Here is a 26126-nt window from a genome sequence, read left to right as displayed (position 1 = left end):
TTCACGTGCGGTACATCACCCCTTACTGTTATAAAACAGAGCCAGGATTCATCGGTCAGATACGCTGCCGTCCGGCAACCTCGGGCGCAGTTTATTTGCAGTCATTCATTCACTCAGAGGAACCTCCCATGAAGTCAATACTGAAAAGTGCAGTTGTGACTACTGTTGCAGTCATAGGCCTGCAGGGCATGGCGTTTGCGGCTGACCACACGCAAAACGCGCCTGCTGCGGATGGAAAAAATACGTTTGTACAGGTTTCGGGTAAAACCGCTGTTCCTGATACCAATACTGCCCAGACTCAGTTGGCCTCCAGGTTGAGCAGTGGCCTTCGCATCAACACCGCTTGTGACGACGACGGTCTTCCCTGCCGGCCTCGCGGCTGAGATAACCTGCCTCAAACGGCAGCCGCAAGGTCACGACCTTGCGGTTGCATTGATTTTTCATTCACTCATTCGCAGCTGCGCCTGAGTGATACACCTGCTTGTTTCATGACGGCCACGCTGTTCAGGATCAAAGTGCAGCCTCTCGATGACGCCCCAGCACTCGATGGTATTCGCTGCGCGCGGTCTGCTCGGTGAACTCACCCGACCATTTGGAAACCACCACCGTTGCCACGCTGTTACCGATGGTATTGCACGTCGCGATGGCCATGGACATAAATCGGTAGACCCCGAACAGCAGCGCCAGGCCCTCGGCGGGCAGCACACCGATGGCGGTCACTGTGGCGGCAAATACCACAAAGCTGCCACCTGATACTGCCGCTGCGCCCTTGGAGGTCACCAGCATGATGGCGATGATACCCAGCTGTTGCTCCCAGCTCAGCGGTACGCCGTAAGCGTTGGCTATAAACAGCACACACAACGACATGTAGATCGACGTGCCGTCCAGATTGAACGCATAACCGGTGGGCAGCACCAGACCGACGCTCTGTTTCGAGCAGCCGAACCTCTCCAGTTTTTGCAGCAGACGCGGCAAGGCACTTTCCGAAGACGCAGTACCCAGCACAATGAAGATTTCATCCTTGATGTACTTGAGGAAGCGCCACAGGCTGAATCCCGAAAGACGGCAGACAATCCCCAGTATGACAAAGATAAAAAATGCGATGCACAGGTAAAACATCAACACCAGATTGGCCAGCGACATGAGTACCGCAGTGCCGTTGCTGCCCACTGCGTAGGCCACTGAACCGAACGCACCCAGTGGCGCAAACTTCATGATCAGGTTGATGAACTCGAAAAAACACTCGGAAATCCGGTTCAGGCCATCTTCGATCACCGCTCGACGCTCCTCCTTGAGTGCCAGCAAGGCAAAACCGAAGAGTACGGAAATCACCAATACCTGTAACAGTTGCCCACCTGCGAACGCACCGACAAAATTGTCGGGAAAGATGCCGTAAATGAAATCCATGGTCGACGCTGGCGCATGCCCTTTGGCAACCGCTGCGGCCGATGCGGCAGCCGTTGCGCTGCTGGGGTGTGCGTCATGCATGCCCGAGCCGATCTGCAGCAGATTGCCCCACAGCAGACCGATTGCCAGAGCGATGGTCGAGACCACTTCGAAATAGATCAATGCGCGCAACCCGACCTTGCCGACACGCTTGATATCACCCGCCGAGGCAATACCGTGCACCACGGTGAAAAACACCAGCGGCGCAACGGCGGTCTTGATCAACTTGAGAAAGATGTCGCCAAGGATCTTGAACTTGGCGGCCAGCTCAGGCGCGATAAAGCCAAAGGCGATACCCAACAGCATGGCGGCGACTACCTGAAAAGTCAGGTCCCTGTAGAAAGGTTTTTTGCTGGATGAAGACATGTCTGCGATCTCGTTGTTGTTATTAAGAGCGGCTGCAGGACTGTTTGCCCCGGGCATGACCCGGAGCGAGATGATTCAACGCTGCACAGCACCCGGACGAGCCAGAGCGATGTCCACCATTTGCGGAGCAAGGCCCAGGTAATTGGCCGGGTCGGTCAGGCGCTTGAGCTCTTCGATGTCCAGTTGCGCAGTGGCCTCGCCTTGCGCGAGCAGCGCATCCAGCAGACTGACGCGTTGATCGTTGGCCATGCGGCAGGCGGCATACACCACGTCGTGGGCAACCTGGCGGCCGAGCGCAGGGGCAAGCCCCATCATCACGGCTTCGGCGACGATCAGGCCCTGTGTCATGTCCAGGTTTTCACGCATCCGTTCAGTACGCACTTCCAGCCCGGCCAACATGAATTTCGCCTGTCCCAAAGAAGCTGCGCTGAGGGCGAAGGCCTCGGGGATGGCAATCCACTCGGCCTGCCATGGGCCTGTGGAACGCTCGAAATCCTGGATCATGGCATCCAGCATCAGCCCTGCGTGCTGGCGTACCCCCTTGGCGGCGGCATACATCAGTTCACAGGAAATAGGGTTGCGTTTCTGCGGCATGGTGCTGCTGGCACCACGCCCCTTGACGAATGGCTCATACACTTCACCCAGCTCGCTGGTCATCATCATCATGACATCCAGCGCGACCTTGCCGAGTGAGCCGGTGACCAGTCCGAGAAAGTTGAGTGTTTCCGCAAGGCCGTCACGCGCCACGTGCCAGGTCGCCTGCGGCACGCCAAGCTGCAATTCGTCCATCAATGCTTCCTGAACGTCCAGCCCCCTGTCGCCCAATGAAGCCAGCGTGCCCGCCGCCCCGGCAAACTGACCCACTTCAACACGCGGGCGCAATTGCACCAGACGTTCAGCATGGCGATCGAGCATGCTCAGCCATACGACGCACTTGTAACCGAAAGTGATCGGCAGCGCATGCTGCAGGTGGGTGCGCCCCGCCATCGGTGTGTCGCGATAACGCAATGCAAGGTCGGCAAGCAGGCCGCGCACGGCCTGAATATCACGTTCGACAATGACCAACGCAGCACGCACCTGCAACACAACGGCGGTGTCCATGATGTCCTGAGTGGTCGCGCCCCAATGCACATAACGGCCAGCCTCGCCGCAGGTTTTTGACAACTGCTCGACCAGCGGCAGGATGGGGTAACCGACGATCTCGGTTTCGTGCTGCATCAGCGCCAGATCAAGCGATTCATAGTTGGCCAGTGCAGCGATCTGTTCGGCGGCGGCAACCGGAATTACCCCGCAGCGGGCTTCGGCACGGGCCAGCGCCACCTCGACTTCAATGTAACGTTCAATGAGGGATTTATCGGAAAACACAGCGCGCATTTCGGCGGTGCCGAACATGTCGCGAAACAGGGCGGAGTCAAAAACGGTGCTGGACATGAGCGAAGTCCTGAATATGTTGTTATTGATTGTACATATTTAATATGTCCGTACATAATTCTTACGCCTGCACTGATACACTGTCAACTCGCTTAATCGACAGAGCTGACAGAAGGCATGAACGAAACACGTTACGCAGTGGTTGCCAAAGATCTGATCGAGGCCATTGCCAGCGGTCGCTACCCGGTTGGCTCGCTGCTGCCGACCGAGTTCGAGCTGTGCGAGCTGTATGCCGTCAGCCGCCACACCGTGCGCGCCGCAATCACCCAGTTGCAGACTCAGGGCCTGGTGTCGCGACGCAAACGTGTCGGCACCCGGGTCGAGTCCGCGTCGCCCAGAGGCGGATATTCACAATCGCTGGCGACCGTCGCAGATCTGGCGCATCTGGCTGAAACCCAGGTGCGCAGCATCCGCAATGTCCGCCACTTCGTCGCGGACATTGCCGAAGCCCGTCGGCTGGGGCTGATACCGGGAGAGCATTACTTTTGCGTATCAAGCATTCGGGTCGACTGCGAAAACGTGCTCGCGCCACTGTGCTGGACGGACGTGTACGCCCAGGATAGCTATAGCGAGGTCATTGAGCTGGCGCGCGAGCAACCCGGCGAGCTGATCGCCGCGCTGATCGAACAGCATTTCGGTCGCCATATCGAGGTGATCGACCAACAAGTGCGCGCCGTACTGTTGACGAGCGAAATCGCCAAAAGCCTGAACGCCGAAACAGGTTCGCCGGGGCTGAAAATTCTGCGTCAGTATCGTGATGACACTGGCGGGGTGATGGTTGTGTCAGAGACGGTTCATCCCGAGGACCGCTTTACATTGGTCACACAGATGAAACGCGAGAAGGCCGTGAATCCAGTGTGAAGTCAAGGCGCTGGCGGGTGGGACCAGCGCCTTGTCGGTCAGCGACGTTTCAGCCGGTCGATGATCACCGCCAGCAACAGGATCGTGCCGCGAATCACGTACTGGTAGAAGGTGTCGATGTTCTTTAGATTCATCGCATTCTCGATAATCGCGAGGATCAGGACCCCTGCGATCACATGGCGGATCATCCCGATGCCGCCGCTGAGCGAAACACCACCCAATACGCAGGCTGAAATAATAGTCAGTTCGAACCCCTGACCAATCATCGGCTGACCCGAGGTCATGCGTGAAGCCAGTACCACGCCAGCCAGTGCACCGACGAGGCCGTGGACGGCGAAGATGATGATCTTGGTGCGATCAACATGAACACCGGCCAGCAACGCAGCTTCCTGGTTGCCGCCGATGGCCATGGTGTTACGCCCATAGGTGGTGTAGTTAAGCAGCCAGCCAAAGAACATGAAGCAGGCAATGGTGATCAGGATCGGCACTGGCACACCGTATATCTGGCCATTGCCGAAGACGAAGAAGTCCTCGTTGGAAACACCGACCGCCTTGCCGTTGGAGAAGATGTACGCCAGACCGCGCACAATCTGCATCGTCGCAAGCGTGGTGATCAACGCATTGATACGCAATTTGGCGATCACGATGCCGTTGATCAGGCCAACCACCAGCCCCAGCGCCAAGGCAGCGGAAACCCCCAGAAACACGCTGTCGGTATCGCGGATGACGATACCGGCGATGACTCCGGAGCAGGCCAGTACCGAACCGACCGACAGGTCGAAGTGCCCGGACGCCAGGCAAAACAGCATGGTGCAGGCGGCAATACCCACGGTGGAAATCGCAAGGCCGAGACCCCGCATGTTCAGCGGTGACATGAAGTTGTCGATGAACACGGCACACAGCAGGAAGATTCCCACGGCGGCCAGTAGCATCACCCAGTCATCGGCAAAACGACGCAGGTTCATGCCCTGACGGGGGGCCTGCAGGCTGGATTCGGTAGACATACGTACCTCTTTTTTATTGTTCATGGTCAGGGGACCGGTTATCAGCCGCGCGTGCGTGGCAGAGCCAATTGCAGGAGTCGCGACTCGTCAGCCTCGTCGCGGTTGAGTTCACCGGTGATCGCACCTTCGCTCATCACCAGAATGCGGTCGGAAATACCCATGACTTCCATCAGATCACTGGACACCACGATGACCGCAATTCCGTCGGCAGCCAGGTTGTGAATGATCTCGTAGATTTCGGACTTGGCACCGACGTCAATCCCGCGGGTAGGCTCGTCCAGCAACAGGACTTTCATCGGCATCGACAGCCAGCGACCGAGAATCGCCTTCTGCTGATTGCCGCCGGACAGAAACATGATTTGCTGCTCGGGCGATGGCGTCTTGACGTTCATCGACTTGATCTGGCTGCGCGCGTTATCGCGCTCCCAGCGCCCCTGAATCAGGCAACCGAGGTTCACATGCCGGGGGCGTGCACCGATGTTGATATTCTCCGCGACGCTGGACAGCGGCACGATACCTTCCTTCTTGCGGTCCTCTGGACACAACAGAATGCCTGCCTCGATCGAATCGCGCGGCGACTTGAGCGTCAGCGGTTTGCCGTCCAGTTGCAGAGTGCCCGCAGTGCTGCGGGTCAGCCCTGAAAGCAGGCGGAACAGCTCGGTACGTCCCGCACCGACCAGACCGAAGAAGCCCAGTACCTCGCCCTTGTGCACGGCAAAGGTGACCGGCTCGTGCAGACCTGGCCCCAACAGGCCGGTTACACGCAGGCTCGGCCCTTGATGCTGACGCGGTCGATAGTTGTAGATGTCCTGAATATCGCGGCCGACCATGCAGGTCACCAGCCGGTCATGATCGAGATCGGCCATCTGCTCGAAGGTTTTTACAAAGCGACCGTCCTTGAACACCGTCACGGCATCGCAGACGCGAAAGATTTCTTCCATGCGATGGGACACGTAGAGAATCACCCGTCCCTCATCGCGTAACCGCACAATGATCGCCATCAGGCGGTCAATCTCGCGCGCCGACAGGCTGCTGGTGGGCTCGTCAAAAGCGATGACGTGCGCATTGCGGGACATGGCCTTGGCAATTTCCACCAATTGTCGCTGGCCCAATGAAAGGTCGCCCAGACGAGTGCGCGGATTGATTTCGTCAGCCAGCCCTTTGAGCAGCTCGCCGGCCCGACGATACATCGCGCCGCGATTGATCAGGCCAAAACGATTGGGCATGTGCCCAAGCAGAAGGTTCTCGGCGACCGTCATCTCAGGCACCAGATGCAGCTCCTGATGAATCACCGCCACACCCGCCGCAATGCTCTCGGCGGTGGATTTGAACTGGTAGCTGTGCTCTCCGATCTGCAAGGTGCCACTGTTGGGCTGATAAGAGCCGCCGAGGATTTTCAGCAGCGTGGATTTACCGGCACCGTTCTCGCCCATCAAGGCGTGAACACTGCCGGGGCGCGCTTCGAAGCTGATGTCCGAAAGCGCCTTTACGCCGGGAAAGACCTTGCCGATGCCGTTGAAGCGCAAGGCACCGTTTATGGATGTTTGCTCGATAGCCTGTTGCATGAAACCAACCTCCTCGCACGTGCGAGGGGCCTGAAAATCAGGCCCCTCAGTCAACTCACTTCCACAGACCGATCTTGGTCAGTACTTCCTGGAAGTTGGCGCGGGTGATCAGTGTCACATCGTCCATAGCGGTATATTTAGGCGGTTCAACGCCCTCGGTGACCCACTTATACACATACAGCGCGGTGTTGTAGCCTTCCTTGTCCGGGCTTGGCAGCATGGAGCCAAAGAAACCACTCTCTTTTTTCTTCAGCTCATCAATGGCATCGGTGCCGTTGATACCGATCCCGATGACGTTTTTCGCGCTGAAACCATTGCTCGCCGTCGCGCGTACGCCCCCCAGCACGGTGTTGTCGTTCATGCCCCCGATGATCAGGTTTTTGGCATCGCCCGGCAGTTTTGGCAGCGCCGAGTTGGTGGCGTCCATGCTGCCTGGTACATCAAGGGTTTTCTGCGCGGTGAACAGGATGTGATCTTTCGGCAAACCGGCCTCTTCCAGCGCCTTCACAGAACCATCAGTGCGTTTCTTACCGGTGTCCAGCTCGTTGTAAGTGTTGATGATCGCGTAGGTGCCTTTCCACCCGCTCTCATCCCACTTGCGATTCTTCGCTTCGGTGGCCATGGCGGCACCTTGCTTCTGGCCCACTTCAAAGGCTGCCATGCCAAGATATGGCACGTCCTCCATGAAGTTGCCTTTGGCGTCGACAAAGCGATCGTCCACGGCCATGACCTTCAGGTTGTTAGCTTTGGCCTTGGCCACAATCGCAGGGCCGAGAGACACGTCAGGCGGGCAGATCACAAAGCCCTTGGCATCGTTGGCGGCCAGGCTGTCGATAGCGGAAAGGGTTTTTTCACCGTCTGGCACGGCGATCTTGAGCACAGTAAAACCATGCTCCTTGCCGGCTTTTTCGGCCGCGGCCCATTCGGCCTGGAACCATGGTTCTTCAGCCTGCTTGACCAGAAAGCCGATTTTGACTTCTTCGGCAGCGGAGGTGATGCCACTCATGCCCAGGATGGCGGTAGTGACGGCGGCACAGCACAGGGAACGAATCCCGTGACGACTCAACATAGCTAACTCCTTATTTTTATTGAATAGCTACAGCGACCAGCGAGGTGGCGGTTGCAAACGCGAAGGCGTCTGAAAACCGATTAAATAGTCATACCATATAATGAATGACCGCTATGTAACCGAATGTCACTCTGGATCTGCCGCCGCCCTGTCCGTTTCCGTAAAGCACGTCGACACTCTGATTTTCTCAACCGGCAAAACGCCGACAAGGCATTCCGGTCACGCCGACGTGCGCCATCAGTAGCGAGCCGTCGAACTGACCATGGGCATCGGCAGGTGCGGCACTGGTGACGTACAGCGTCTTCAGGTCAGGACCGCCGAACACACAACTGGTGGGATGACTGACGGGCAGTTCGACAATCCGGTCAACGCCGCCATTGGGGGCAAAACGGATCAGGCAGCTGCCGTCCCAGCGTGCATTCCAGACATACCCTTCGGCATCCATCGCCGAGCCGTCGGGTGAGCCTCGATCGTGTTTTGCCGCCCATACCTTGCGTGCCCCCAAAGCACCGTCTGCGAGCACCGGATAGCGATAAATGACGTCGTCGAGGGTATCGGCGCTGTACAGCACGCTGCCGTCCGTGTTCCAGAGCAGTGTGTTGACGATGCCCTGCCCGTCCAGCAAACGCGTTACGCGAGCGTCAGGGTCGACGCGGAAAAGCCCGCCCGAACGGCGAACCAGGGGCACATCGTCACCTTCGGCATCGATATTGTTCTGCATGCTGCCCAGCCACAATCGCCCACTCGCATCACAACGGGCCTCATTGGCTCGATTGCCGAGGGTCGGGTCTGCCACACAGAACAGCGCCAACGAAGTCTTTTCGGATTGCAGGTCAAGACGATAGACACCGCTGGCCAGTGTCACCAGCGCGTCGCCCTTCCCGGTTGGAATAAAAGCAGAGACCGGCTCGGGCATGCGCCATTGGCGATATTCTCCGGCAACCAGCCGGCAGACCAGAAAACCGGCAATATCGACCCAATACAGACCCTGCGTCTCGGCATCCCAGAAGGAGCCCTCGGCCAGCTTGAAACGGTGCTCGGAAACGGGCAGCCAATTCATGAAAAATGTCCTTTGTTATTGTTGTAAAGGCACTTTCGGATATTTGTGTCAACGTCTTGTCCAACCTGCGTGCCCGATCGACGTGCTACATAGGCATCCGTCGGATCGAACAGCGCTGAAGCCAGACGGCAGTGACGCTGCCACTACTAAATAGTATTACAATTTATTTTTCAAGTGGCATTTTATAGGCTATAAATCCATGCATCGGCTTGAATCCGATCAAATAGTCTTACCAATAAAAATAAAAGCAGGCAGATCAGATGAAAACACATGCTCTCCTCAGCACCCTCGGACTGTCCTTGATGATCAGCACCTTGACTGCACAGGCCGCTGCGCTCTCCAGCGAACACAGCCACTTCGGCCAACTGCCCGACGGCACCACCGTCGAGAAATACACCCTGCGCAACAGCCATGGCGTGCAGGCCAGCATCATCACCTATGGCGCAACGCTGCAATCGCTGCTGGTGCCTGACAAGGCCGGAAAGGTCGAAGACATCGTGCTGGGCTTCGACGATGTTCAGGGCTATCAGAACAACGGCACAGTTTATTTCGGCGCGACCATCGGCCGTTTCGGCAACCGGTTGGCGGGCGGCAAATTCAGTCTGAATGGCAAGACCTATCAGGTCCCGCTCAATGACAAGACCAACGCCTTGCACGGCGGTACCCAGGGTTTCGACAAGCGATTGTGGAAGGCCGAAGAAACTAAAAACGGCGATTCGGTCGGCGTAAAACTGACCTACCTGTCGCCGGATGGAGAGATGGGTTTTCCGGGTACATTGAAGACTGAAGTCACTTACAGCCTGAACGAGAAAAACGAGCTGAAGATCGACTACCGCGCCACCACCGACAAACCGACGGTGTTGAATCTGACCAACCATAGTTACTTCAATCTGGCAGGTGCAGGCAGTGGCGATGTTCTCGAGCAGGTCGCTACGCTGCACGCTTCGCACTACACCCCGGTCAACGACAAGCTGATACCAACCGGTGAACTGCCTGCCGTCGCGGGCACACCGATGGACTTCCTCAAGCCCACTGCGTTCGGCAAGCACATCAAGGACGATCATCAGCAATTGAAATATGCCGAACCCAAACAGGGCGGCTTTGACTTCAACTGGGTACTCGACAGCAAGGGTGATCTGAAGAAGCTGGCTGCGGAGGTCAGCGATCCGCAATCGGGCCGCAAACTGCAGTTATTCACCACAGAGCCAGGCGTACAGCTGTACACCGGCAATTTCCTGGATGGCAGCATTCACGGCAAAGCGGGCAAGGTCTACCCGCACTGGGGTGCGTTCACCCTGGAAACCCAGCACTATCCCGATGCGCCCAACCAGCCGAAATTCCCCAGCACACGGCTGGATCCCGGCAAGGTCTACACCCAGACAACCGTGTTCAAGTTCCTCAACAACTGATGCGTAGTGCCGCCCGGCCTCGGATACTCAAGAGCCGGGCGACTCACAAGCTTACTGGTTGCGCTTCATTGCCGTCGTCAACGTATCCACGTTGTAGCGGAACATCTTCGCGTAGGTTGGCGCAGGGCCGTCTGCTGGCGACAAGGATTCTACGTACAACTCACCACCCGGCTGCGCGCCGCTGGCTTCGGCAATCTGCTTGACCAGTCGCGGGTCACTGGAGTTCTCGAAAAAGTAGGCACTGACATGCTCGGCCTTGATCTGACGGATCAGTTTCGAGACATCGGCTGCCGACGCTTCCGATTCGGTAGACAGGCCCAACGGCGACAGGAACGTCACACCGTAGGCATCGCCGAAGTAACCGAACGCGTCATGAGAGGTGAGGATCTTGCGCTTGGCGTTCGGAATCGAATGAATCTGATCGCGGGCATAAATGTCCAGCTGCTGCAGCTCGACAATATAGCGATCGCCGTTGGCCTGATACACGCTGGCGCCTTCAGGGTCGGCTTTCTTCAGCGCAGCGATAATGTTGCGCACATAAATAACCCCATTGGCAGCGCTGTTCCAGGCGTGCGGGTCGACAATGCGCTTGCCATCCTCATCCATACTGCGGGTTTTGACGCCCTCAGAGAGCACCACCGGCTTGCCCTTGTAGCCTGACGCCTTGATGAGACGATCCATCCAGCCTTCCAGATGCAGGCCGCTGACAAACGCCAGATCGGCGTTTTTCAACGCCTGGGCGTCACTGGGCGTCGGCTCGTAGACATGCGGGTCGCCGTTCGGACCGATCAGCGATTTGACGTGAACACGGTCACCGCCGACGTTACTGACCATGTCGGCAATGACCGTGAACGACGCGACGGCTTCCAGCGGTTTGGCCTGGGCCAGGGTGGCGAATGCAGACAGCGCCAGTGCAGCTATGGAACTCAACACCATCAATCGTTTCATGACGTACCTTTTCAGTGAGCCAGGTGAGGTTTGGGAAACAGCCGACGCACGATGCCCGTGCGTCCGAACAACAGGGACAGGCCATAGAACGCGCTGGCGGTGAGCACGATGGCCGGCCCGGAGGCAACGCCAAGGTGGTAGGAAACGATCAGGCCGATCAGGCCCGACAACGTCGCCAGCAGCGTCGAAATCACCATCAGCCCACTTAACGAGTTGGTCCAGAAACGTGCGGCGGTTGCCGGCAGCATCATCATGCCCACCGCCATCAGGGTGCCCAGCGCCTGAAAACCTGCAACCAGGTTCAACACCACCAGCAGCAGAAATAAAACGTGGTACAGCGAACCACGACCGCCAACCGCCCGCAGGAAGCCCGGATCGAAACACTCCAGAACCAGCGGTCGATAAATCACCGCCAACAGAATCAGCGTGAAGGACGCGATGCTGCCGACCATATAGATAGCCGTGTCATCAATGGCCAGGATCGTGCCGAACAGCACATGCAGCAGATCGACGCTGGAGCCGTGCAGCGAGACGATCATGACCCCGGCCGCCAGCGAGGTCAGGTAAAAGCTGGCAAAGCTGGCGTCTTCACGCAACGCGGTCAGTCGACTCACCAGTCCGGACAGCAAGGCCACTGCCAGACCGGCGATCAGTCCGCCAAACCCCATTGCGGGCAACGACAGGCCGGCGAGTATAAACCCCACCGCAGCCCCCGGCAGCACCGCATGGCTCATGGCATCCCCGACCAGACTCATGCGCCGCAGCATCAACAACACGCCCACCGGCCCCGAACCAACGCCCAACGCCAGGCACGCGACCAGTGCGCGGCGCATGAAGCCGAATTCGATAAACGGCTCGACGACCAGGCAGTAGAGCATCATCAGCGCACGTCCTCGGCATCACACAGCATGGCGTCAGGGCTCCAGTACTCGGCCATATTGCGTGCCTTGCGCAGGTTGGCGACGCTGAGCACCTGCGATGTCTCACCCCAGGCAATGGCCTCGCGGGCCATCAGCAGCGTCTGCGGAAAGTGCTGACGAACCTGTTCGATATCGTGCAGAACGGCAATTACCGTGCGCCCCTGCCCGTGCCAGGCGCGCACCAGTTCCAGAAGATCACGCGTAGTGCGTGCGTCGATGGCGGTGAACGGCTCGTCCAGCAGGATCACCGAAGCGTCCTGCAGCAACAGCCGGGCAAACAGCACCCGCTGGAACTGGCCGGATGACAACGATCCGACACTGCGTCCTTCAAACCCGTCCAGACCGACCGTGTGCAGTGCCTCTCCGGTGAGTCGCGCATGATTGCGTGTCAGGCTGCGAAACGGCCCGATGCTATGCCACGCCCCCATCGAAACGGTGTCGGCGACACTCAGCGGAAAGCTGCCATCGATTTCTGCGGCCTGAGGCAGATAGCCAATCGTCCGGGTTGCCAGGCGGCCCCGGTCGACGTGCCCCTGAGCAGGCTTCATGGTGCCGGCGATGGCCTTGATCAGGGTCGATTTGCCCGCCCCGTTCGGCCCTACGATGGCCGTCAGGCTGCCCGCCTCGAAACGCCCGCTGATGTGATGCACCGCCGGCCGGCGCTCATACGCCACGGTGAGGTTTTCCAGAGCGATGGCGGCACTCATGGGATAGCCACCGACCAGCCGATGGCCAGCCAGAGCAATATCAGTATCGCCAGAGAAAACAGGACCCGTTTCCAGGCCGATTGAGCCAGCACGGAGCCCGCTATGGAAGAGCTTGCTCTTGAAGAGGTGGAAGAAGTCTTCACGCGAAAGTAACCTGCAACTATTTGTTACAGTATTACATACCAATCCGATAAATGTTATTAAATAACATTCATCCGTGAACGCCCTTGTCCAGACAAGCCTTGAACCCGTGTTGCAGGTCGTTGATCAGTGCACCTGCCAAGTGAATCTGTCCGGCGCACGACCTCCATGCTCCCGGCGAGCCGCTGCCGCTGATTGCGGTGAAAATGCCTGGCCCGAATAGGCGCGTGCCGGGTGAAAACGATGGTCTGCCACGCCTGCCGGATGTGACCTACCCCTTATGGATCAGGCCTAATACCCTGAAGGCCCATGAGCCGACAAGGACAAGCCCGGGCTTATAACTCCGCCGTGCGGTACTTGTAGAGCTGCACCCGACTCTATACTGTACATGCAAACAGTAAAGGGGCACTTCATGCAGCTTATCGACAAGCTCAGCATTCTGGCGGACGCCGCCAAGTACGATGCGTCGTGCGCCAGCAGTGGAGCACCCAAACGCAGTTCGCAGGACAAGTCCGGGCTGGGCTCCACCAACGGCATGGGCATCTGCCATAGCTACACGCCCGATGGGCGTTGCGTGTCGCTGCTGAAAATCCTGCTGACCAATTTCTGTCTTTACGACTGCCAGTACTGCGTCAACCGCCGCTCCAGCGATGTGCCCCGCGCGCGCTTCACTCCCGAAGAAGTGGTCACCCTGACCCTGGACTTTTATCGTCGAAATTGCGTGAGCGGGCTGTTTTTGAGTTCCGGAATCATTCGCTCTGCGGATTACACCATGGAGCAATTGGTCGAGGTCGCTCGGCTATTGCGCGAAGTGCATGAGTTTCGCGGCTATATCCACCTCAAGACCATTCCCGACGCCGATCCGGCGTTGATCGAAAAAGCCGGCCGCTATGCCGATCGTCTCAGCGTCAACATCGAGTTGCCGACCGACCTGAGTCTGCAGACCCTCGCCCCCGAAAAAGACGTGGCATCCATCAAACAGGCCATGCAGACGATCTATACCGGCGAGCAGACAGTGCGCAACGAGCCGCGCTCGCCGCGCTTTGCCCCGGCCGGGCAAAGTACCCAGATGATTGTCGGTGCCGACGCGACCGACGACAGCACCATCCTGCACAGCGCACAATCGCTGTACAGCAATTTCAAACTGCGCCGGGTCTATTATTCGGCCTTCAGCCCGATTCCCAACAGTCCCGACAGCGTACCGCTGGCAGCGCCGCCTTTGATGCGCGAGCACCGGCTGTATCAAGCCGACTTCCTGCTGCGCGGCTATGGCTTTACCGCAGGTGAACTGCTCAGCGGCCCGGGCGATCTGGCGCTGGACATCGATCCCAAGCTGGCCTGGGCACTGGGCAACCGGCAGGTGTTCCCGCTGGACCTGAACAAGGCAGACGCGGCACTCATTGCCCGAGTGCCGGGCATCGGAATCCGAACCACTCAGCGGCTGGTCGAGTTGCGCAGACAGCGACGCATCCGCTACGAAGACCTCACCCGTATGCGTTGCATACTCGCCAAGGCGAAACCGTTCATCATTACCAGCGATTACCACCCGCCGCATGCGGAAACCACCAGTGAGTTTCTGCACCACCAGTTGCGTGATCGGCCGCAGCCTCAACAAATGGGGCTGTGGGGATGATCTGCCTGGATTGCGACGACCTGTTCGACACCTGGCGGCAACAGGCGCGCTGGCTGTTGAGCCATGAAATAGACCCCAGCCAGGTCAGCTGGAAATCACCGGACGCTGCCGACCTGTTTGGCAGCGAAGAAGAATACCCCCGCGAATCAGGGCCCTTTCAGGCGCGGGTTCCGCTGGAGTTGTTGCAGTTGCTGGAAAGCGCCTCGCGTTATAGAGGTGATCAGCGCTGGAGCCTGCTCTACGAGGTGCTGTGGCGCGTGACCCACGGTGACCGTACCGCCATGATGGCTGGCGACAGGCTTGGCAGTGAGCTGCATCGTCGCCTCAAGTCCGTCAGGCGCGAGGCGCATCACCTGCACGCGTTTCTGCGTTTTGTCGCGTTGCCGCCTGTCGATGCAGCGATCATGCGTCCGCAATACGTGGCATGGCATGAGCCTGCTCACGATATTCTGCTCAGTGCCAGCGAGCACTTCATCGGCCGCATGGGCCAGCACCGCTGGATGATCGCCACGCCCCATGATGGCGTGTACTACGACGGCAAACAGTTGATTCACGAACGCCGCTGCCCCGAAGCGTGGCAAACCATGGCCCGGCAGGTCGAAGATCCGCACGGCGAATTATGGCTCACGTATTACAGCCACATCTTCAACCCGGCCCGCCTGAACCCCAAGGTCATGGAAGGCCACTTTCCTTCGCGCTTCTGGAAGAACCTGCCCGAAGGCCCGTTGATTCCTGCGCTCATTACCCAGGCGCGCACCGGCAAACAGCGGGATGGCCAGGCCAGCAATATCGCCGCCCGCCCTGGCAAAAAGATTGCCCTCAAGGATTGAGGGCACAAAAAGCTGGCCCGCAGCAGAGCGTCAAGAACGGTGGTGCTAGGCTTTCTAAATCGTCACCCGCCCCTCGATACAGGTGAGGGTCGATCCACCTACCCAGATATCCTCACCGGTACGCTGGATGAATACTCGCCCCTTGCGCCCGAGCGCAGCGCCCTGACTGACGATGTAATGGTCCGGGGCCAGCCCCTCCTCCAGAAACCAGTGGGCAATACCAGCGTTCAGGCTGCCGGTCACCGGGTCTTCAGCCATGCCGTCGCCCGGTATAAATGCCCGTACTTCAAAGTGGGCTTCTTCGCCATCTACCGCAGGATCCCATGGCCCTATGACACCGATCTTGAGGCCGCTCAATTGCGCATAATCGGGTTGCAAAGCCAGAACACTGGCGCGATCTGCCAGCCTGAACGCAACCCAGCCAGGACCGTTGTCCACCCAACGGGCACCGATAATATCGTCTGCGCCAAGCCCCATACCCAGACGAACCCGCTGGACAAGGTCAGCGTCTACAGCACCCGAACGCAGCAACGGCGGCGCAGTGAACGCCAGACCGGAGCCCTCACGGCGGATACGTACCAGACCGATGCCGCACTCCTGAATAATTTCTTCGCCGTCTGCCACACCACAACTTTCCAGCCAGGCATGGCAGCTGCCCAACGTTGGATGTCCAGCGAAAGGCAGTTCTCCAAGCGTGGTGAAAATACGCACGCGGTAGTCGGCTCGCGGGTCTGTCGGCTCGAGCAAAAACGTGGTTTCACTCAGGTTGGTCCAGCGTGCAAAAGCGGCCATCTGCTCATCGCTCAGTCCCTCCGCGCCAAGCACCACAGCCAGCGGGTTGCCGAGCAAAGGCTGATCGGTGAAGACGTCCAGTTGTTTGAAATCAAACGAGCGCATCAGGGCTTCCTGTCCGGGAATAAAAACCAAGATTGACACGCATCCTGCGGGGTGGACAACGGGAAATTGAACCAACGTCCGCGCTGACCGCTCACAGCTGTTGCAGGCACAAGCAATATTCACACAGCACCTGCTGTCAATGTTCACACACCAGAGGCAGGCTACTCGAGGTTCATCCATGCTCGACAGTCCAACCCGACATTTGCTCGGCACGTTATGCCAGACAATGGCCGACAAGCCGTTTCTGGTTGTGACCGGTGCAGGCATCAGTACCGCATCCGGTATTCCGGACTACCGCGACGAGCAAGGCGTGCGGCGTGGCAAGCAGCCGATGATGTATCAGGAATTTGTCGGCAACCCCGCTGCGCGTCAGCGCTACTGGGCGCGGGCGATGCTGGGCTGGCCGCGCATCTACGCAGCTCAGCCCAATGCAGCCCATCAGACACTGGCTGCGCTACAGGCCGATGATGTCATTACCGGCCTGATCACCCAGAACGTCGATGCGCTGCATACCCAGGCCGGAAGCCGGGACGTCGTCGAACTGCACGGCAGCCTGCACCGCGTGCTCTGCCTGGATTGCCAGCAGGGTAGCGACCGGGCAGCTATTCAGGAGCAGATGCTGGAGCACAATCCTTATCTGGTCGGCGTTCATGCCATTCAGGCCCCCGATGGCGACACCCTGCTGGACCCGACGTTCGAGGCGGGTTTCAAGGTGCCACGCTGTGCCTATTGTCGTGGCGACAGGCTCAAGCCGGACGTCGTGTTCTTCGGTGAAAACGTCGCTGCACAGACCGCAGCCAAAGCAACACTGAGCGTCGAGCAGGCTGAAGGTCTGCTGGTAGTCGGCACCTCACTGATGGCCTGGTCGGCGTTCCGCCTGTGCAAAGCGATGGTCGAACAGGGCAAACCGGTCATCGCTATCAACCATGGCAAGACCCGGGCGGACGAACTGCTTGAAATGAAGATTGAGGCGCCCTGCGAGCACGCACTGCCGTGGATTGCCGAGCAACTGGATGCCCGTTAAAACAACCCCAGTTGCCCGCCGATCAGTGTGCTGAAATCATCATCCACAAACGGCAGGATTGCGTCGGCCAGCGGTTGTAGCTGACGAGTCACGTAGTGATCGTAGTCAATCGGCGCATGACGGATCTCCAGAGGTTCCGGCCCGGCGGTGGTTATCACGTAGCTGATCCAGCCACCACTCTGATACTGCCGCGGACGCCCCTGCTGGTCGTTGTACTCGTCGGCAAGTCGTGCAGCGCGGACATGCGGCGGCACGTTGCGCTGGTAGTCATCCAGCTTGCGGCGCAAGCGCTTGCGGTAGATCAACAGATCATCCAGCTCGCCTGCAAGGGTGCGCTGCACGTAGTTACGCACATAGTCCTGATAAGGCTGACGCTTGAAAATGCGCAGGTACAGCTCCTGCTGAAACTGCTGAGCCAGTGGCGACCAGTCGGTGCGGACGGTTTCCAGCCCCTTGTAAACCATCTCTTCGGAGCCGTCAGCGCGTGTTACCAGGCCGGCATAACGCTTTTTGCTGCCCTCCTCCGCGCCGCGCACAGTGGGCATCAGAAACCGGCGAAAATGGGTTTCATATTGCAGTTCAAGGGCGCTGTTCAAGCCATATTCAGTGTGCAGATGCTCGCGCCACCACTGGTTGACCTGCTGCACCAGTGCCTTGCCAATGTTTGCCGCCTCTTCCTGCCCATGAGGACGGCCCAGCCAGACAAATGTCGAGTCGGTATCGCCGTAGATCACGGTATGCCCCTGCGCCTGGATAAGGTCGCGGGTCTTGAGCATGATTTCATGCCCGCGCAAGGTGATCGACGAGGCCAGCCGCGGATCGAAAAATCGGCATCCGCTCGACCCCAGCACACCATAGAAGGCATTCATGATGATCTTCAGCGCCTGCGACAACGGCGCATTCCGCTCGCGCTTGGCGGCCTCCCGACCTTGCCATACGCGCTCGACAATCGCCGGCAGGCTATGGCGAGTGCGGGAAAAGCGTGCGCCGCGAAAGCCTGGTACCGACGCGCTGTCCTCCGGATGGCGCATGCCTTCGATCAATCCCACCGGATCAATGAGAAAGGTGCGAATGATCGAGGGATAAAGGCTTTTGTAGTCCAGCACCAGCACTGATTCATACAGCCCTGGCCGGGAATCCATCACAAAACCGCCGGGGCTGGCCTCCGGCAAGCGCTCGCCCAGATTGGGCGCAACGAACCCCTGACGATGCATCAGCGGGATATACAGGTGACAGAAGGCCGCGACCGAACCACCGCTACGGTCGGCGGGCAGGCCCGTTACGGTGGCACGCTCGAGCAGAAAAGTCAGTAACTGGGTCTTGGCGAAGATCCGCGTCACCAGCTCGCAGTCCTTAATGTTGTAACGCGCCAGCGCAGGCTTGTCCTCAGCGAACATACGGTTGATTTCGTCCATGCGCTGGTAAGGCGTATCAATGGCCTTGCCCTCACCCAGCAGCGTCTGCGACACGTATTCGAGGCTGAACGACGGAAAGCTCCAGGTCGCCGAACGTAATGCCTCGATGCCATCGATGATCAGCCGCCCGCTGACCTCGGCAAAAAAATGGTTGTTGCGGCTGCCATGCTCACGCCAGCCCATCGTTTCACCGCCACGCCCGAGCCGCAACGGCACGTTCAGGCGCTGTGCATGCTCATGCAGCACGCGCAAATCGAACTGCACAACGTTCCAGCCGATAATCGCGTCAGGATCGTGCAGCGCCAGCCAGTCGTTCAGACGTTCCAGCAACTGTGCGCGGGTGTCGCAATAATCCAGCTGGAAATCCAGCGCCCCGTCGCCGCCGTTGACGGGCCCCAGCATGTAGACCTGACGCTGACCACAGCCTTCCAGCGCAATGGAATACAGCTCACCACGCGCGGTGGTTTCGATATCCAGAGACACCAGTTTGAGGCTGGGACGGTACTCGGGGGCTGGTCTGATCTGGGCATCGCAGATCAAGCCCCCGGCGTCTGGCGTGCCACTGAACTGCACCGGCGCAGTGATGAAGCGCTCCATCAGGTAGCGTTCGGGCGGTCGAATGTCTGCTTCGTAAACGTCTACATTGCCTCGGCGCAACAGTTTCTCGATGTTCATCAGCTGGCGGTGCTGCTGGCAATACACCCCGAGCACCGGGCGATGGCGAAAGTCGCAGAGCTCCAGCGGGCGCAACTCCACACCACGCTCGGCACGCAGCAATGACCGGGCGCGCTCGCCCTGCTCGGCGGGAATAAAGGCGACAGAGGGCTGACAAGGCAGGCGGATATGACGAGGCCCCTGATCGGTGGCCAACCAGAAGTCGACCTCGGTCCCGGCAGGCGTATCTTGCCAGTGCCGACTCAGAATGAAGCCCTGCTGTACATCCAAAGCTGTTACCTCGACCGCATGGTGAAACGGATGATTCTACTTGGCTATGGGTTTAAAGGCGCGCGTGGGGGGCGAATTCGAGGCATATTCCGGACACGGATAATTGATTCCTCCTATTCCCTTGATCTTTATTTACTTCTTGATCGATTCTGCGCACTGCACGATTCTGTAGTGCCCCTGAAAATGCACTACAGTCTTTCAGGTCCCGATCACGGAGAGCACCATGAAAACCGTCGCCCAGCTATTGAAGTTGAAAGACCTGCAAAACCAGCATGTGCATACCATCGGCCCGGATCAGATGGTCCTCGATGCGCTCAGGCTGATGGCGGAAAAGAACATTGGTGCATTACCGGTGGTCGAGGGCAACCTGGTGGTCGGTGTCGTCAGCGAACGCGACTATGCGCGCAAGGTCATCCTCAAGGGACGCTCATCGGTGGGCACGCCGGTCAGGGACATCATGAGCAGTAAAGTCATTACCGTCGACTCGCAACAGAGCGTTGAAGCCTGTATGGGGATCATGACCGACAGCCATCTGCGCCACCTGCCGGTCGTAGAAGGCGGCCAGCTGCTGGGCCTGCTGTCGATTGGCGACCTGGTCAAGGAAGCCATTGCCGAACAGGCCAGCCTGATACAGCAGCTCGAGCAGTATATTCGCGGCGAGTGACCTGAACGATGCGTCAGGCGCAGCGCGCGATTGCCGCGCGCTGCGCAGGTCATTCAGTCATCCAGCGTCTTGCCAGGTGCCCCACCCTTGACCGGCTTGCCCGGTTTCTCGGCCGGCGCAGGCTTGGCTTCCGGCTCAGGTGGTGGCGCAGATGCCTCTTTCTCGCGCATCGGCATCTGGTCAATAGTGGCAAAGATCTCTTTGGGGTCTATCGACTCTGACTTGCCGATGGTCTTATCAATCTTCTTCTCACCGTCCTTGCCCACCAGAATGACCTTGGTGCCTACCCCGGCACCCAGTTTCAACTCACGAATCAAGGCCATGGTCGACTGGGGGTCCATGCTCTTGCCGTTTCGTTCGCCGATAGTGTTGACCACCGTGAACAGCACCATATTGCGCTGCGCAAAGGCTTCGCGATTGGCAGGCTCGTCCAGCGCTTTCTTGAGGCTGACCAAAGCCGGATCGACCGGGCTGGGCGCGATGACGATCAAGGGGCGCGACTTTCCGCGCTCCTGCGCCAGAGGGTTGTCGCTGTCAGCGGCAAGCGCTGTACCGGCAGCGACAAGCAGGGTGGCAAGGGTCAGGGACCGGATCAACATGGTGGGCTCCTTTCAAATCCATTGGGTAGCCATCGCGTGCAGACAGACACGATGCTGTTCTGTTCTACCGCATATGGGTCATCCCGGTACAGCCCGATGTAGTCCTTTTCCTTAATCCCTTGCTTCAGCCAGCCCGTTCAGGCGACCGATAACAAGCACTGTCGAGGCTCGCCAGCAGGCGTTCAACGATCTGCTCTGCCTCTGCTGCGTCGAGCACCAGAGGTGGCAAAAGGCGGATGACCTTGCCCCGGGTGACGTTGATCAGCAAGCCGTGCTCTTCAGCCGCAATGCGGGTCAATGCAGGTATCGCCTGGCGCAATTCGATACCGATCATCAGCCCCAGGCCACGAATTTCCAGTACCTGCGGGTGAGCGCCAAGCGCCTCGCGCAGCCTGTCAAGCAAGTGCCTGCCTTGCAAGACGGCGTTTTCTACCAACGCCTGCCGCTCAATGATATCGACCACCGTACAACCGACCCGGCAGGCCAGCGGGTTGCCGCCGAAGGTGCTGCCGTGACTGCCAGGAGTGAACAGTTCCGCGGCTCTGCCGCGCGCCAGACAGGCACCGATCGGTATGCCGTTGCCCAGCCCTTTGGCCAGGGTCATGACATCCGGCACGATGCCTTCATGCTGAAAGGCAAACCACTTTCCGGTGCGCCCCATGCCAGTCTGAATTTCATCAAGCATCAGCAGCCAGTCGCGCCGCGTGCAGCGCTCTCTCAGTGCCTTGAGGTAGCCGCCCGGCGCCATCTGCGCGCCGCCCTCGCCCTGAATCGGCTCAACCAGTACGGCGGCGATCCGATGCCCGTGAGTCAGACAAACCTTATCGAACGCTACCAGATCGCCAAATGGGACTTTGACGTAATCCCCCGGCAAGCTGCTGAAACCCAGGCGCACGGCCGGTCCGTCGCTGGCCGACAGCGTGCCCAGCGTGCGGCCGTGAAAGGCGTTTTCCATGACCACCACCAGCGGCCGCTCGATGTACTTGTGCCAGCCATGCAGACGCGCCAGCTTGAGTGCAGTCTCATTGGCCTCGGCACCTGAATTGTTGAAGAACACCCGGTCCAGCCCCGACAAGCGGGCCAGCTTCTGCGCCAGACGCTGCTGCCAGTCGATGGTGTAGAGATTGGAGGTGTGCAGCAGCAGACCCGCCTGATCACGAATTGCCTCGACCAGCAACGGATGCGAATGGCCGACGTTGGTCACCGCCACGCCCGCCATGGCATCCAGGTATTCGCGCCCGCTTTCATCCCACAGACGCGTACCCAAGCCACGCGTAAAACTCAGGGCCAGAGGTTGGTAAGTGCTCATCAGGCAGGCAGTGGTCATGGCGTGAAGCTCCTTGGGTACGTTTCGGTTTTTGCAGTATCGTTAACCACCCCTTATGGATAAATATCAAAATACTTCAATCATTTTAAAGCAGGGCTTGATAATGGATTTGTTTCAGGCGATGCGTGTGTACGTAAAGGTCGTTGAGTCAGGCAGCCTGACGGCAGCAGCGCAGGGGTGTTCGATTTCCACCACTATGGTCGGCAACCACTTGCGCGCGCTGGAGCAGCGCCTGGGCGTCAGCCTCTTGCAGCGCACAACCCGGCGCCAGCGCCTGACGGAGTTCGGCACTGCGTATTACGAGCGTTGTCTGGAGGTGCTGGGGCTGGTGGCCGAGTCCGAACAGCTGGCTGAACAGGCACAAGGCGATCCCACCGGCACGCTGCGCATCACCGCACCGCTAACCTTCGGTTCCGAGGAGCTGGCCCCTGCCCTGGTCGAGTTCTCGCAACGCTTTCCCGACGTCAGGCTCGATCTGGTGCTGACCAATCAGCGCCTTGACATGATTGATAATGGTTTCGACGTCGCCATTCGCCTGGGCAACATTCCAGAGTCCTCGCCACTCATTGCACGCCCCCTGCAGGACTACACCCTGACCATCTGCGCCGCGCCGGATTATCTGGCTCGCCACGGAGCACCGGCGCACCCCGAGGATCTTTGCGCACACAATTGCCTGGCATTTGCTTACCCGGCAGGAGACGAGTGGCGCACAGCGGGTACCCAGTGGCGTATGACCGGGCCGAAAGGTGAAGTACTGGTGGATGTAAGTGGTTCGATGGTTGCCAACACGTCGGCCGGTCTTTATCAGGCGGCTCGTGCAGGAATGGGGGTGGTGATGCTCCCGGACGCGTTGGTTCAGAGAGACTTGCAGGAGGGCCGGCTGGTTGCACTGCTCCCGGACTACCATTTGCCCAGACGACCGATGAACCTGCTGTACGTGCAGGACCGTTACCGATTGCCCAAGCTGAGAAGTTTCGTGGAGTTCGCGACGGGGCGCTGGGGGCGGTAAAGGCTTACCGCCGGAATGTGATCAAAATCGACTCCGGTGCGCAGCGTTGCCCGCTGCACCGGAGTCTACCTGGGCTAGTATCAGACCTTGAATCGGCTGACCAGACTTTGCAGATGCACGCCCAGACGAGCAAGCTCTACGCTCGACGCGGCAGTCTCTTCACTGGCAGATGCGGTTTGTTCGGAAATGTCACGCACATTCAACACACTGCGATTGATCTCTTCGGCGACCGCACTTTGCTCTTCAGCGGCAGCGGCAATCTGGTGGTTCATCGTCTCGATCGTCGAAATCGCCTGGGTCATGTTATTGATGGAAGCGCCAGCATTGCGTGTCAATTCTACACTGTTTTCAGTCAGCGCCTGACTGTTGTCCAGAATCGTGGCCACCTGCGTTGTACGGGTGTGCAAGCCGCTGATCAATGCCGCGATCTCTTCTGTAGACGTCTGCGTGCGCTGGGCCAGGCTTCTTACTTCGTCGGCCACCACCGCAAAGCCTCGGCCCGCCTCGCCTGCCCGCGCCGCTTCAATGGCCGCATTGAGCGCCAACAGGTTGGTCTGCTCGGCAACGGCCTTGATCACGTCGAGCACGCCACCGATCTTGTTGCTTTCGCTCTTGAGCTCGTCCATTGCAGACTTGGAGTGCTTGACTTCAGTGGCGAGCCTCTCGATCTGGGCAACAGCCTTGGAAACCACGCCATCACCCTCGCGAGCTTCCTTCGAAGCGTTGACTGCAGCATGCGACGCCTGCTCTGCATTGCGGGCGACCTCCTGAACAGTCGCTGACATCTCGTGCATCGCCGTGGCGACCTGATCGGTTTCGTTCTTCTGGCTGTTGACGCCGGCGCTGGTCTGTTCGGTGACGGCCGACAACTGTTCGGCGGCACTGGCGATTTGTGTAACGCCGTCGCGCAGGCCACCAATCAGCTCGCGCAGGTTGCCGGTCATGCGCATCATGCTGCCCTGCAGCAGGCCTAACTCATCCTTTCGGGTGACCACCTGGTTGTGCGTCAGATCACCATCAGCGACACGCTCGGCCAGTTTCAGTGTTTCACGCAACGGGCCTACGATAAGGTTGGTAATTACCCATGCCGCAAGGGCGCTCATGATCAACGCTGCAATCAGCCAGACAGAGAGCAACATCTTGGCCTGACTCACATCCTCCACTCTCAGGTTAACCTGGTTCTCGGACAGCTTGTCAGCGCATTCAAACAGGATGCCGATGTCTTTGCTGATGCCTGCCTGAGCCAGATCAATCCTGGCCTGCGCCGCGGTAAACTGATTCAAGGTGTTTTGATAGCTCAGCATGGAGTCCACAAGGTGCGTGATGATCGCCGACTGGCCATCGAAACCTTGCAGATTTCTGACAAACTCGATAACCGTGTTCATCGATGTTTCCGCTGGAGCACGATTTTCCGGTTTCAGCGAATAGGTGTAGCCACGCAAGTCGAAGCGCATTTTCTGGAATAGCGTCATCGCCTGGACGATGGTGTCGCGCTGCGCGGGAGTGCCGTCATCGGATCGGGCAATGGCGTTCAGCTTTTGCAAATCGTCAGCGCCTGCATCGGCGTACTGGCCAAACACCGATCGGGTTGCCTCACGGGCAGCGGTTGCCTGCATGAGGTTGTCGTAGTGGATACGGTAATCCTTCAAGGCGTCTGCGGCAGTATTCACCAACGGTGTATTCAACGGCGAGTCAAACACCTGCTGCGCGTACTTCACATGATTTTCGAGACTTTCGAGTGCTTTCAGCCAGTTGCTGGCGCGCTCGGCGTCATAGTTGACCGAATAGGCCAGCCGGGCAATGCGGACATCGCGCGTGAGCGAGCCCAGCTTGCCGATATCGGCAATCCGCTCGCTTCGCTCGCTCAGTGAGGTGATGCCTGTCCAGCCCGTCAGCGCGATAAGCACCGTCAGTACGATGACCAAAGCAAACCCGAGCACAAGCTTGGACCTGACAGAAATATTGCTCAGCATAGTGTTCACCGTAATTCGCTCTTGTCGGGCCGTCGCGGGAGGTAAATAAGAGGCTTGCCCTTGCCCTTGATACAACTCAGAGATGTCGGCAGCGCCGCGTAAAACTTTAAAATTTGGCGTCAATATTTCTGCTCAAAAATAATCCGTGACCGGCCCAATAACCCCTGTGGCCTTTCAGGCGAGTCGGTTAGCATTAGCCGCTGCACACACACACATTGAGTATTTCGGAGAATTGCATGAGTTTGGAATTGACAGTTTCCAGCGGCGGCCTGACCACCGAGGAACGCTCTGCGATTGCCGAGATCGAGGCAACTACCAACGTTTTAAGGTTGGTCACCCGACTGACAGGCATGCGCTTCGCCGGTATTGCGAAGTTCACTGACGCAGACTGGATCGCCTGTTCTGTGTACGACCCGACTAATCTGGGTATCGAAGACGGAGACGTGTTCGAGCTGGAAACCACGCTCTGCAATGAGTTTTGCGTCAATCCGCACGCCTTGTTTGTACCGCAGATCAGTGACAACGGCAGGTACGCGAACCTGCCGGTCGTAAAGCGGTACGCCATCGAGAGTTATGCGGGTGTACCGATCTATCTTCCGGACGGTCAACTGTATGGCGCGCTGTGCGCCCTGGATTCGAGCATGACGCTGTTTGACGATCCTGATCTGGCGGAAACGCTGACCCTGTTTGCCAGACTGATCGGGTGTATTTTCTTCGCTAACATTAGCGAAACCGATTAACCAACGGCGTTGCTTGAAGCAGGTGAACAGCGGGCTTCATGCATGAAAAACGTTGATTTTGCAGGAAAGCATGAAGCCGCTTGACTGATAATTCTCCTCTCTCTGTGTGAAATTTCCGAGAAGGCTCAAGTCGGTTGCGCGAG

At 58.6% G+C, this 26126-nt stretch carries 22 protein-coding genes and 3 pseudogenes; 10 read left to right on the top strand and 15 right to left on the bottom strand.

What is annotated here, in order from left to right; all coding sequences use genetic code 11:
* Positions 1 to 140: 140 nt before the first annotated feature.
* A complete protein-coding gene (locus MME58_RS12545; protein ID WP_054984900.1) occupies positions 141 to 383 on the top strand; it encodes a hypothetical protein in 243 nt (80 codons plus the stop codon).
* Positions 384 to 510: 127 nt separating this feature from the next.
* On the opposite strand, the gene dctA is transcribed toward MME58_RS12545, so the two are convergent.
* Together dctA and MME58_RS12535 are read right to left on the bottom strand one after the other, a co-directional pair.
* The gene (gene dctA, locus MME58_RS12540; RefSeq protein WP_055006810.1) at positions 511 to 1812 is read right to left on the bottom strand and encodes a C4-dicarboxylate transporter DctA; all 1302 of its coding nucleotides are present in this window, start codon (positions 1810 to 1812) and stop codon (positions 511 to 513) included.
* A gap of 75 nt (positions 1813 to 1887) precedes the next feature.
* Entirely contained in the window at positions 1888 to 3243 is a 1356-nt protein-coding gene (locus tag MME58_RS12535; RefSeq protein ID WP_055006809.1) for a class-II fumarase/aspartase family protein, read from the bottom strand.
* Between the two features lie 117 nt (positions 3244 to 3360).
* Here MME58_RS12535 and MME58_RS12530 point away from each other — a divergent pair, with 117 nt between their 5' ends.
* Positions 3361 to 4104, top strand: coding sequence for a GntR family transcriptional regulator (locus MME58_RS12530; protein WP_054984852.1), 744 nt, complete (start codon positions 3361 to 3363; stop codon positions 4102 to 4104).
* Positions 4105 to 4142: 38 nt separating this feature from the next.
* On the opposite strand, the gene araH is transcribed toward MME58_RS12530, so the two are convergent.
* From araH to MME58_RS12510, 4 genes are all read right to left on the bottom strand, one after another.
* On the bottom strand, positions 4143 to 5108 hold the full coding sequence (gene araH / locus MME58_RS12525) for an L-arabinose ABC transporter permease AraH (RefSeq protein ID WP_055006808.1): 966 nt from the start codon (positions 5106 to 5108) through the stop codon (positions 4143 to 4145).
* Positions 5109 to 5149: 41 nt separating this feature from the next.
* Positions 5150 to 6673, bottom strand: coding sequence for an L-arabinose ABC transporter ATP-binding protein AraG (gene araG, locus MME58_RS12520; RefSeq protein WP_054984854.1), 1524 nt, complete (start codon positions 6671 to 6673; stop codon positions 5150 to 5152).
* 55 nt (positions 6674 to 6728) lie between these two features.
* Positions 6729 to 7742 carry a substrate-binding domain-containing protein gene (locus tag MME58_RS12515; RefSeq protein WP_054984855.1) on the bottom strand — a complete coding sequence of 338 codons (1014 nt, stop codon included), beginning with the start codon at positions 7740 to 7742 and terminating at the stop codon, positions 6729 to 6731.
* A gap of 187 nt (positions 7743 to 7929) precedes the next feature.
* Entirely contained in the window at positions 7930 to 8802 is an 873-nt protein-coding gene (locus tag MME58_RS12510) for an SMP-30/gluconolactonase/LRE family protein (protein ID WP_054984856.1), read from the bottom strand.
* A 260-nt stretch (positions 8803 to 9062) separates the two neighbouring features.
* Between MME58_RS12510 and MME58_RS12505 the strand changes: the two genes are divergently transcribed.
* Complete coding sequence (locus MME58_RS12505) at positions 9063 to 10211, top strand: aldose epimerase family protein (protein WP_055006807.1); 1149 nt, start codon at positions 9063 to 9065, stop codon at positions 10209 to 10211.
* A gap of 51 nt (positions 10212 to 10262) precedes the next feature.
* On the opposite strand, the gene MME58_RS12500 is transcribed toward MME58_RS12505, so the two are convergent.
* Genes MME58_RS12500 through aztA form a run of 3 tightly spaced genes read right to left on the bottom strand, consistent with a single transcriptional unit; the run spans position 10263 to position 12786 of the window.
* A complete protein-coding gene (locus MME58_RS12500) occupies positions 10263 to 11159 on the bottom strand; it encodes a metal ABC transporter substrate-binding protein (RefSeq protein ID WP_054984858.1) in 897 nt (298 codons plus the stop codon).
* Between the two features lie 11 nt (positions 11160 to 11170).
* The gene (locus MME58_RS12495) at positions 11171 to 12040 is read right to left on the bottom strand and encodes a metal ABC transporter permease (protein WP_055006806.1); all 870 of its coding nucleotides are present in this window, start codon (positions 12038 to 12040) and stop codon (positions 11171 to 11173) included.
* A complete protein-coding gene (gene aztA / locus MME58_RS12490; protein ID WP_055006805.1) occupies positions 12040 to 12786 on the bottom strand; it encodes a zinc ABC transporter ATP-binding protein AztA in 747 nt (248 codons plus the stop codon). The genes MME58_RS12495 and aztA overlap by 1 nt, the downstream gene beginning before the upstream one ends.
* 287 nt (positions 12787 to 13073) lie before the next feature.
* Between aztA and MME58_RS12485 the strand changes: the two are divergent.
* The 3 genes and pseudogenes from MME58_RS12485 to MME58_RS12475 form a co-directional block, all read left to right on the top strand.
* A pseudogene (locus tag MME58_RS12485) lies at positions 13074 to 13268 on the top strand (LysR substrate-binding domain-containing protein); the annotation flags it as partial.
* A 71-nt stretch (positions 13269 to 13339) separates the two neighbouring features.
* Entirely contained in the window at positions 13340 to 14560 is a 1221-nt protein-coding gene (locus MME58_RS12480; protein ID WP_055006804.1) for a putative DNA modification/repair radical SAM protein, read from the top strand.
* Positions 14557 to 15390, top strand: a complete 834-nt coding sequence (locus MME58_RS12475; protein WP_055006803.1) for a TIGR03915 family putative DNA repair protein — start codon at positions 14557 to 14559, stop codon at positions 15388 to 15390. The genes MME58_RS12480 and MME58_RS12475 overlap by 4 nt, the downstream gene beginning before the upstream one ends.
* A gap of 54 nt (positions 15391 to 15444) precedes the next feature.
* Here MME58_RS12475 and MME58_RS12470 read toward each other — a convergent pair whose 3' ends face one another.
* Complete coding sequence (locus tag MME58_RS12470; RefSeq protein WP_055006802.1) at positions 15445 to 16287, bottom strand: PhzF family phenazine biosynthesis protein; 843 nt, start codon at positions 16285 to 16287, stop codon at positions 15445 to 15447.
* A gap of 178 nt (positions 16288 to 16465) precedes the next feature.
* Here MME58_RS12470 and MME58_RS12465 point away from each other — a divergent pair, with 178 nt between their 5' ends.
* Positions 16466 to 17311, top strand: a complete 846-nt coding sequence (locus tag MME58_RS12465) for an NAD-dependent protein deacetylase (protein ID WP_054984868.1) — start codon at positions 16466 to 16468, stop codon at positions 17309 to 17311.
* On the opposite strand, the gene MME58_RS12460 is transcribed toward MME58_RS12465, so the two are convergent.
* Positions 17308 to 19671 (bottom strand): DNA polymerase II, encoded by a 2364-nt coding sequence (locus MME58_RS12460; RefSeq protein WP_055006801.1) that lies wholly within the window; start codon positions 19669 to 19671, stop codon positions 17308 to 17310. The genes MME58_RS12465 and MME58_RS12460 overlap by 4 nt on opposite strands.
* 223 nt (positions 19672 to 19894) lie before the next feature.
* On the opposite strand from MME58_RS12460, the gene MME58_RS12455 reads away from it, so the two are divergent.
* Positions 19895 to 20335, top strand: coding sequence for a CBS domain-containing protein (locus MME58_RS12455; protein WP_054984870.1), 441 nt, complete (start codon positions 19895 to 19897; stop codon positions 20333 to 20335).
* A 53-nt stretch (positions 20336 to 20388) separates the two neighbouring features.
* Here the strand turns inward: MME58_RS12455 and MME58_RS12450 are convergent, their stop codons facing one another.
* A complete protein-coding gene (locus tag MME58_RS12450) occupies positions 20389 to 20934 on the bottom strand; it encodes a DUF4174 domain-containing protein (RefSeq protein ID WP_054984871.1) in 546 nt (181 codons plus the stop codon).
* 124 nt (positions 20935 to 21058) lie between these two features.
* The gene (locus MME58_RS12445; protein ID WP_054984872.1) at positions 21059 to 22261 is read right to left on the bottom strand and encodes an aspartate aminotransferase family protein; all 1203 of its coding nucleotides are present in this window, start codon (positions 22259 to 22261) and stop codon (positions 21059 to 21061) included.
* A gap of 103 nt (positions 22262 to 22364) precedes the next feature.
* Between MME58_RS12445 and MME58_RS12440 the strand changes: the two genes are divergently transcribed.
* Positions 22365 to 23270, top strand: coding sequence for a LysR family transcriptional regulator (locus MME58_RS12440; RefSeq protein ID WP_054984873.1), 906 nt, complete (start codon positions 22365 to 22367; stop codon positions 23268 to 23270).
* Positions 23271 to 23350: 80 nt separating this feature from the next.
* Here the strand turns inward: MME58_RS12440 and MME58_RS27820 are convergent.
* Positions 23351 to 23950: pseudogene (locus MME58_RS27820) on the bottom strand (methyl-accepting chemotaxis protein); the annotation flags it as partial.
* Positions 23951 to 24205: 255 nt separating this feature from the next.
* Positions 24206 to 25243 (bottom strand): annotated as a pseudogene (locus tag MME58_RS27815) (methyl-accepting chemotaxis protein); the annotation flags it as partial.
* A 236-nt stretch (positions 25244 to 25479) separates the two neighbouring features.
* Between MME58_RS27815 and MME58_RS12430 the strand changes: the two are divergent.
* Positions 25480 to 25983: a GAF domain-containing protein gene (locus MME58_RS12430; RefSeq protein WP_054984875.1), complete on the top strand. Its 504-nt coding sequence runs from the start codon at positions 25480 to 25482 to the stop codon at positions 25981 to 25983.
* Positions 25984 to 26126 lie beyond the last annotated feature (143 nt).

Source organism: Pseudomonas syringae pv. tagetis (assembly GCF_022557255.1).
GTDB lineage: Bacteria > Pseudomonadota > Gammaproteobacteria > Pseudomonadales > Pseudomonadaceae > Aquipseudomonas > Aquipseudomonas caricapapayae.
This window is presented reverse-complemented; position numbering and strand designations above follow the sequence as displayed.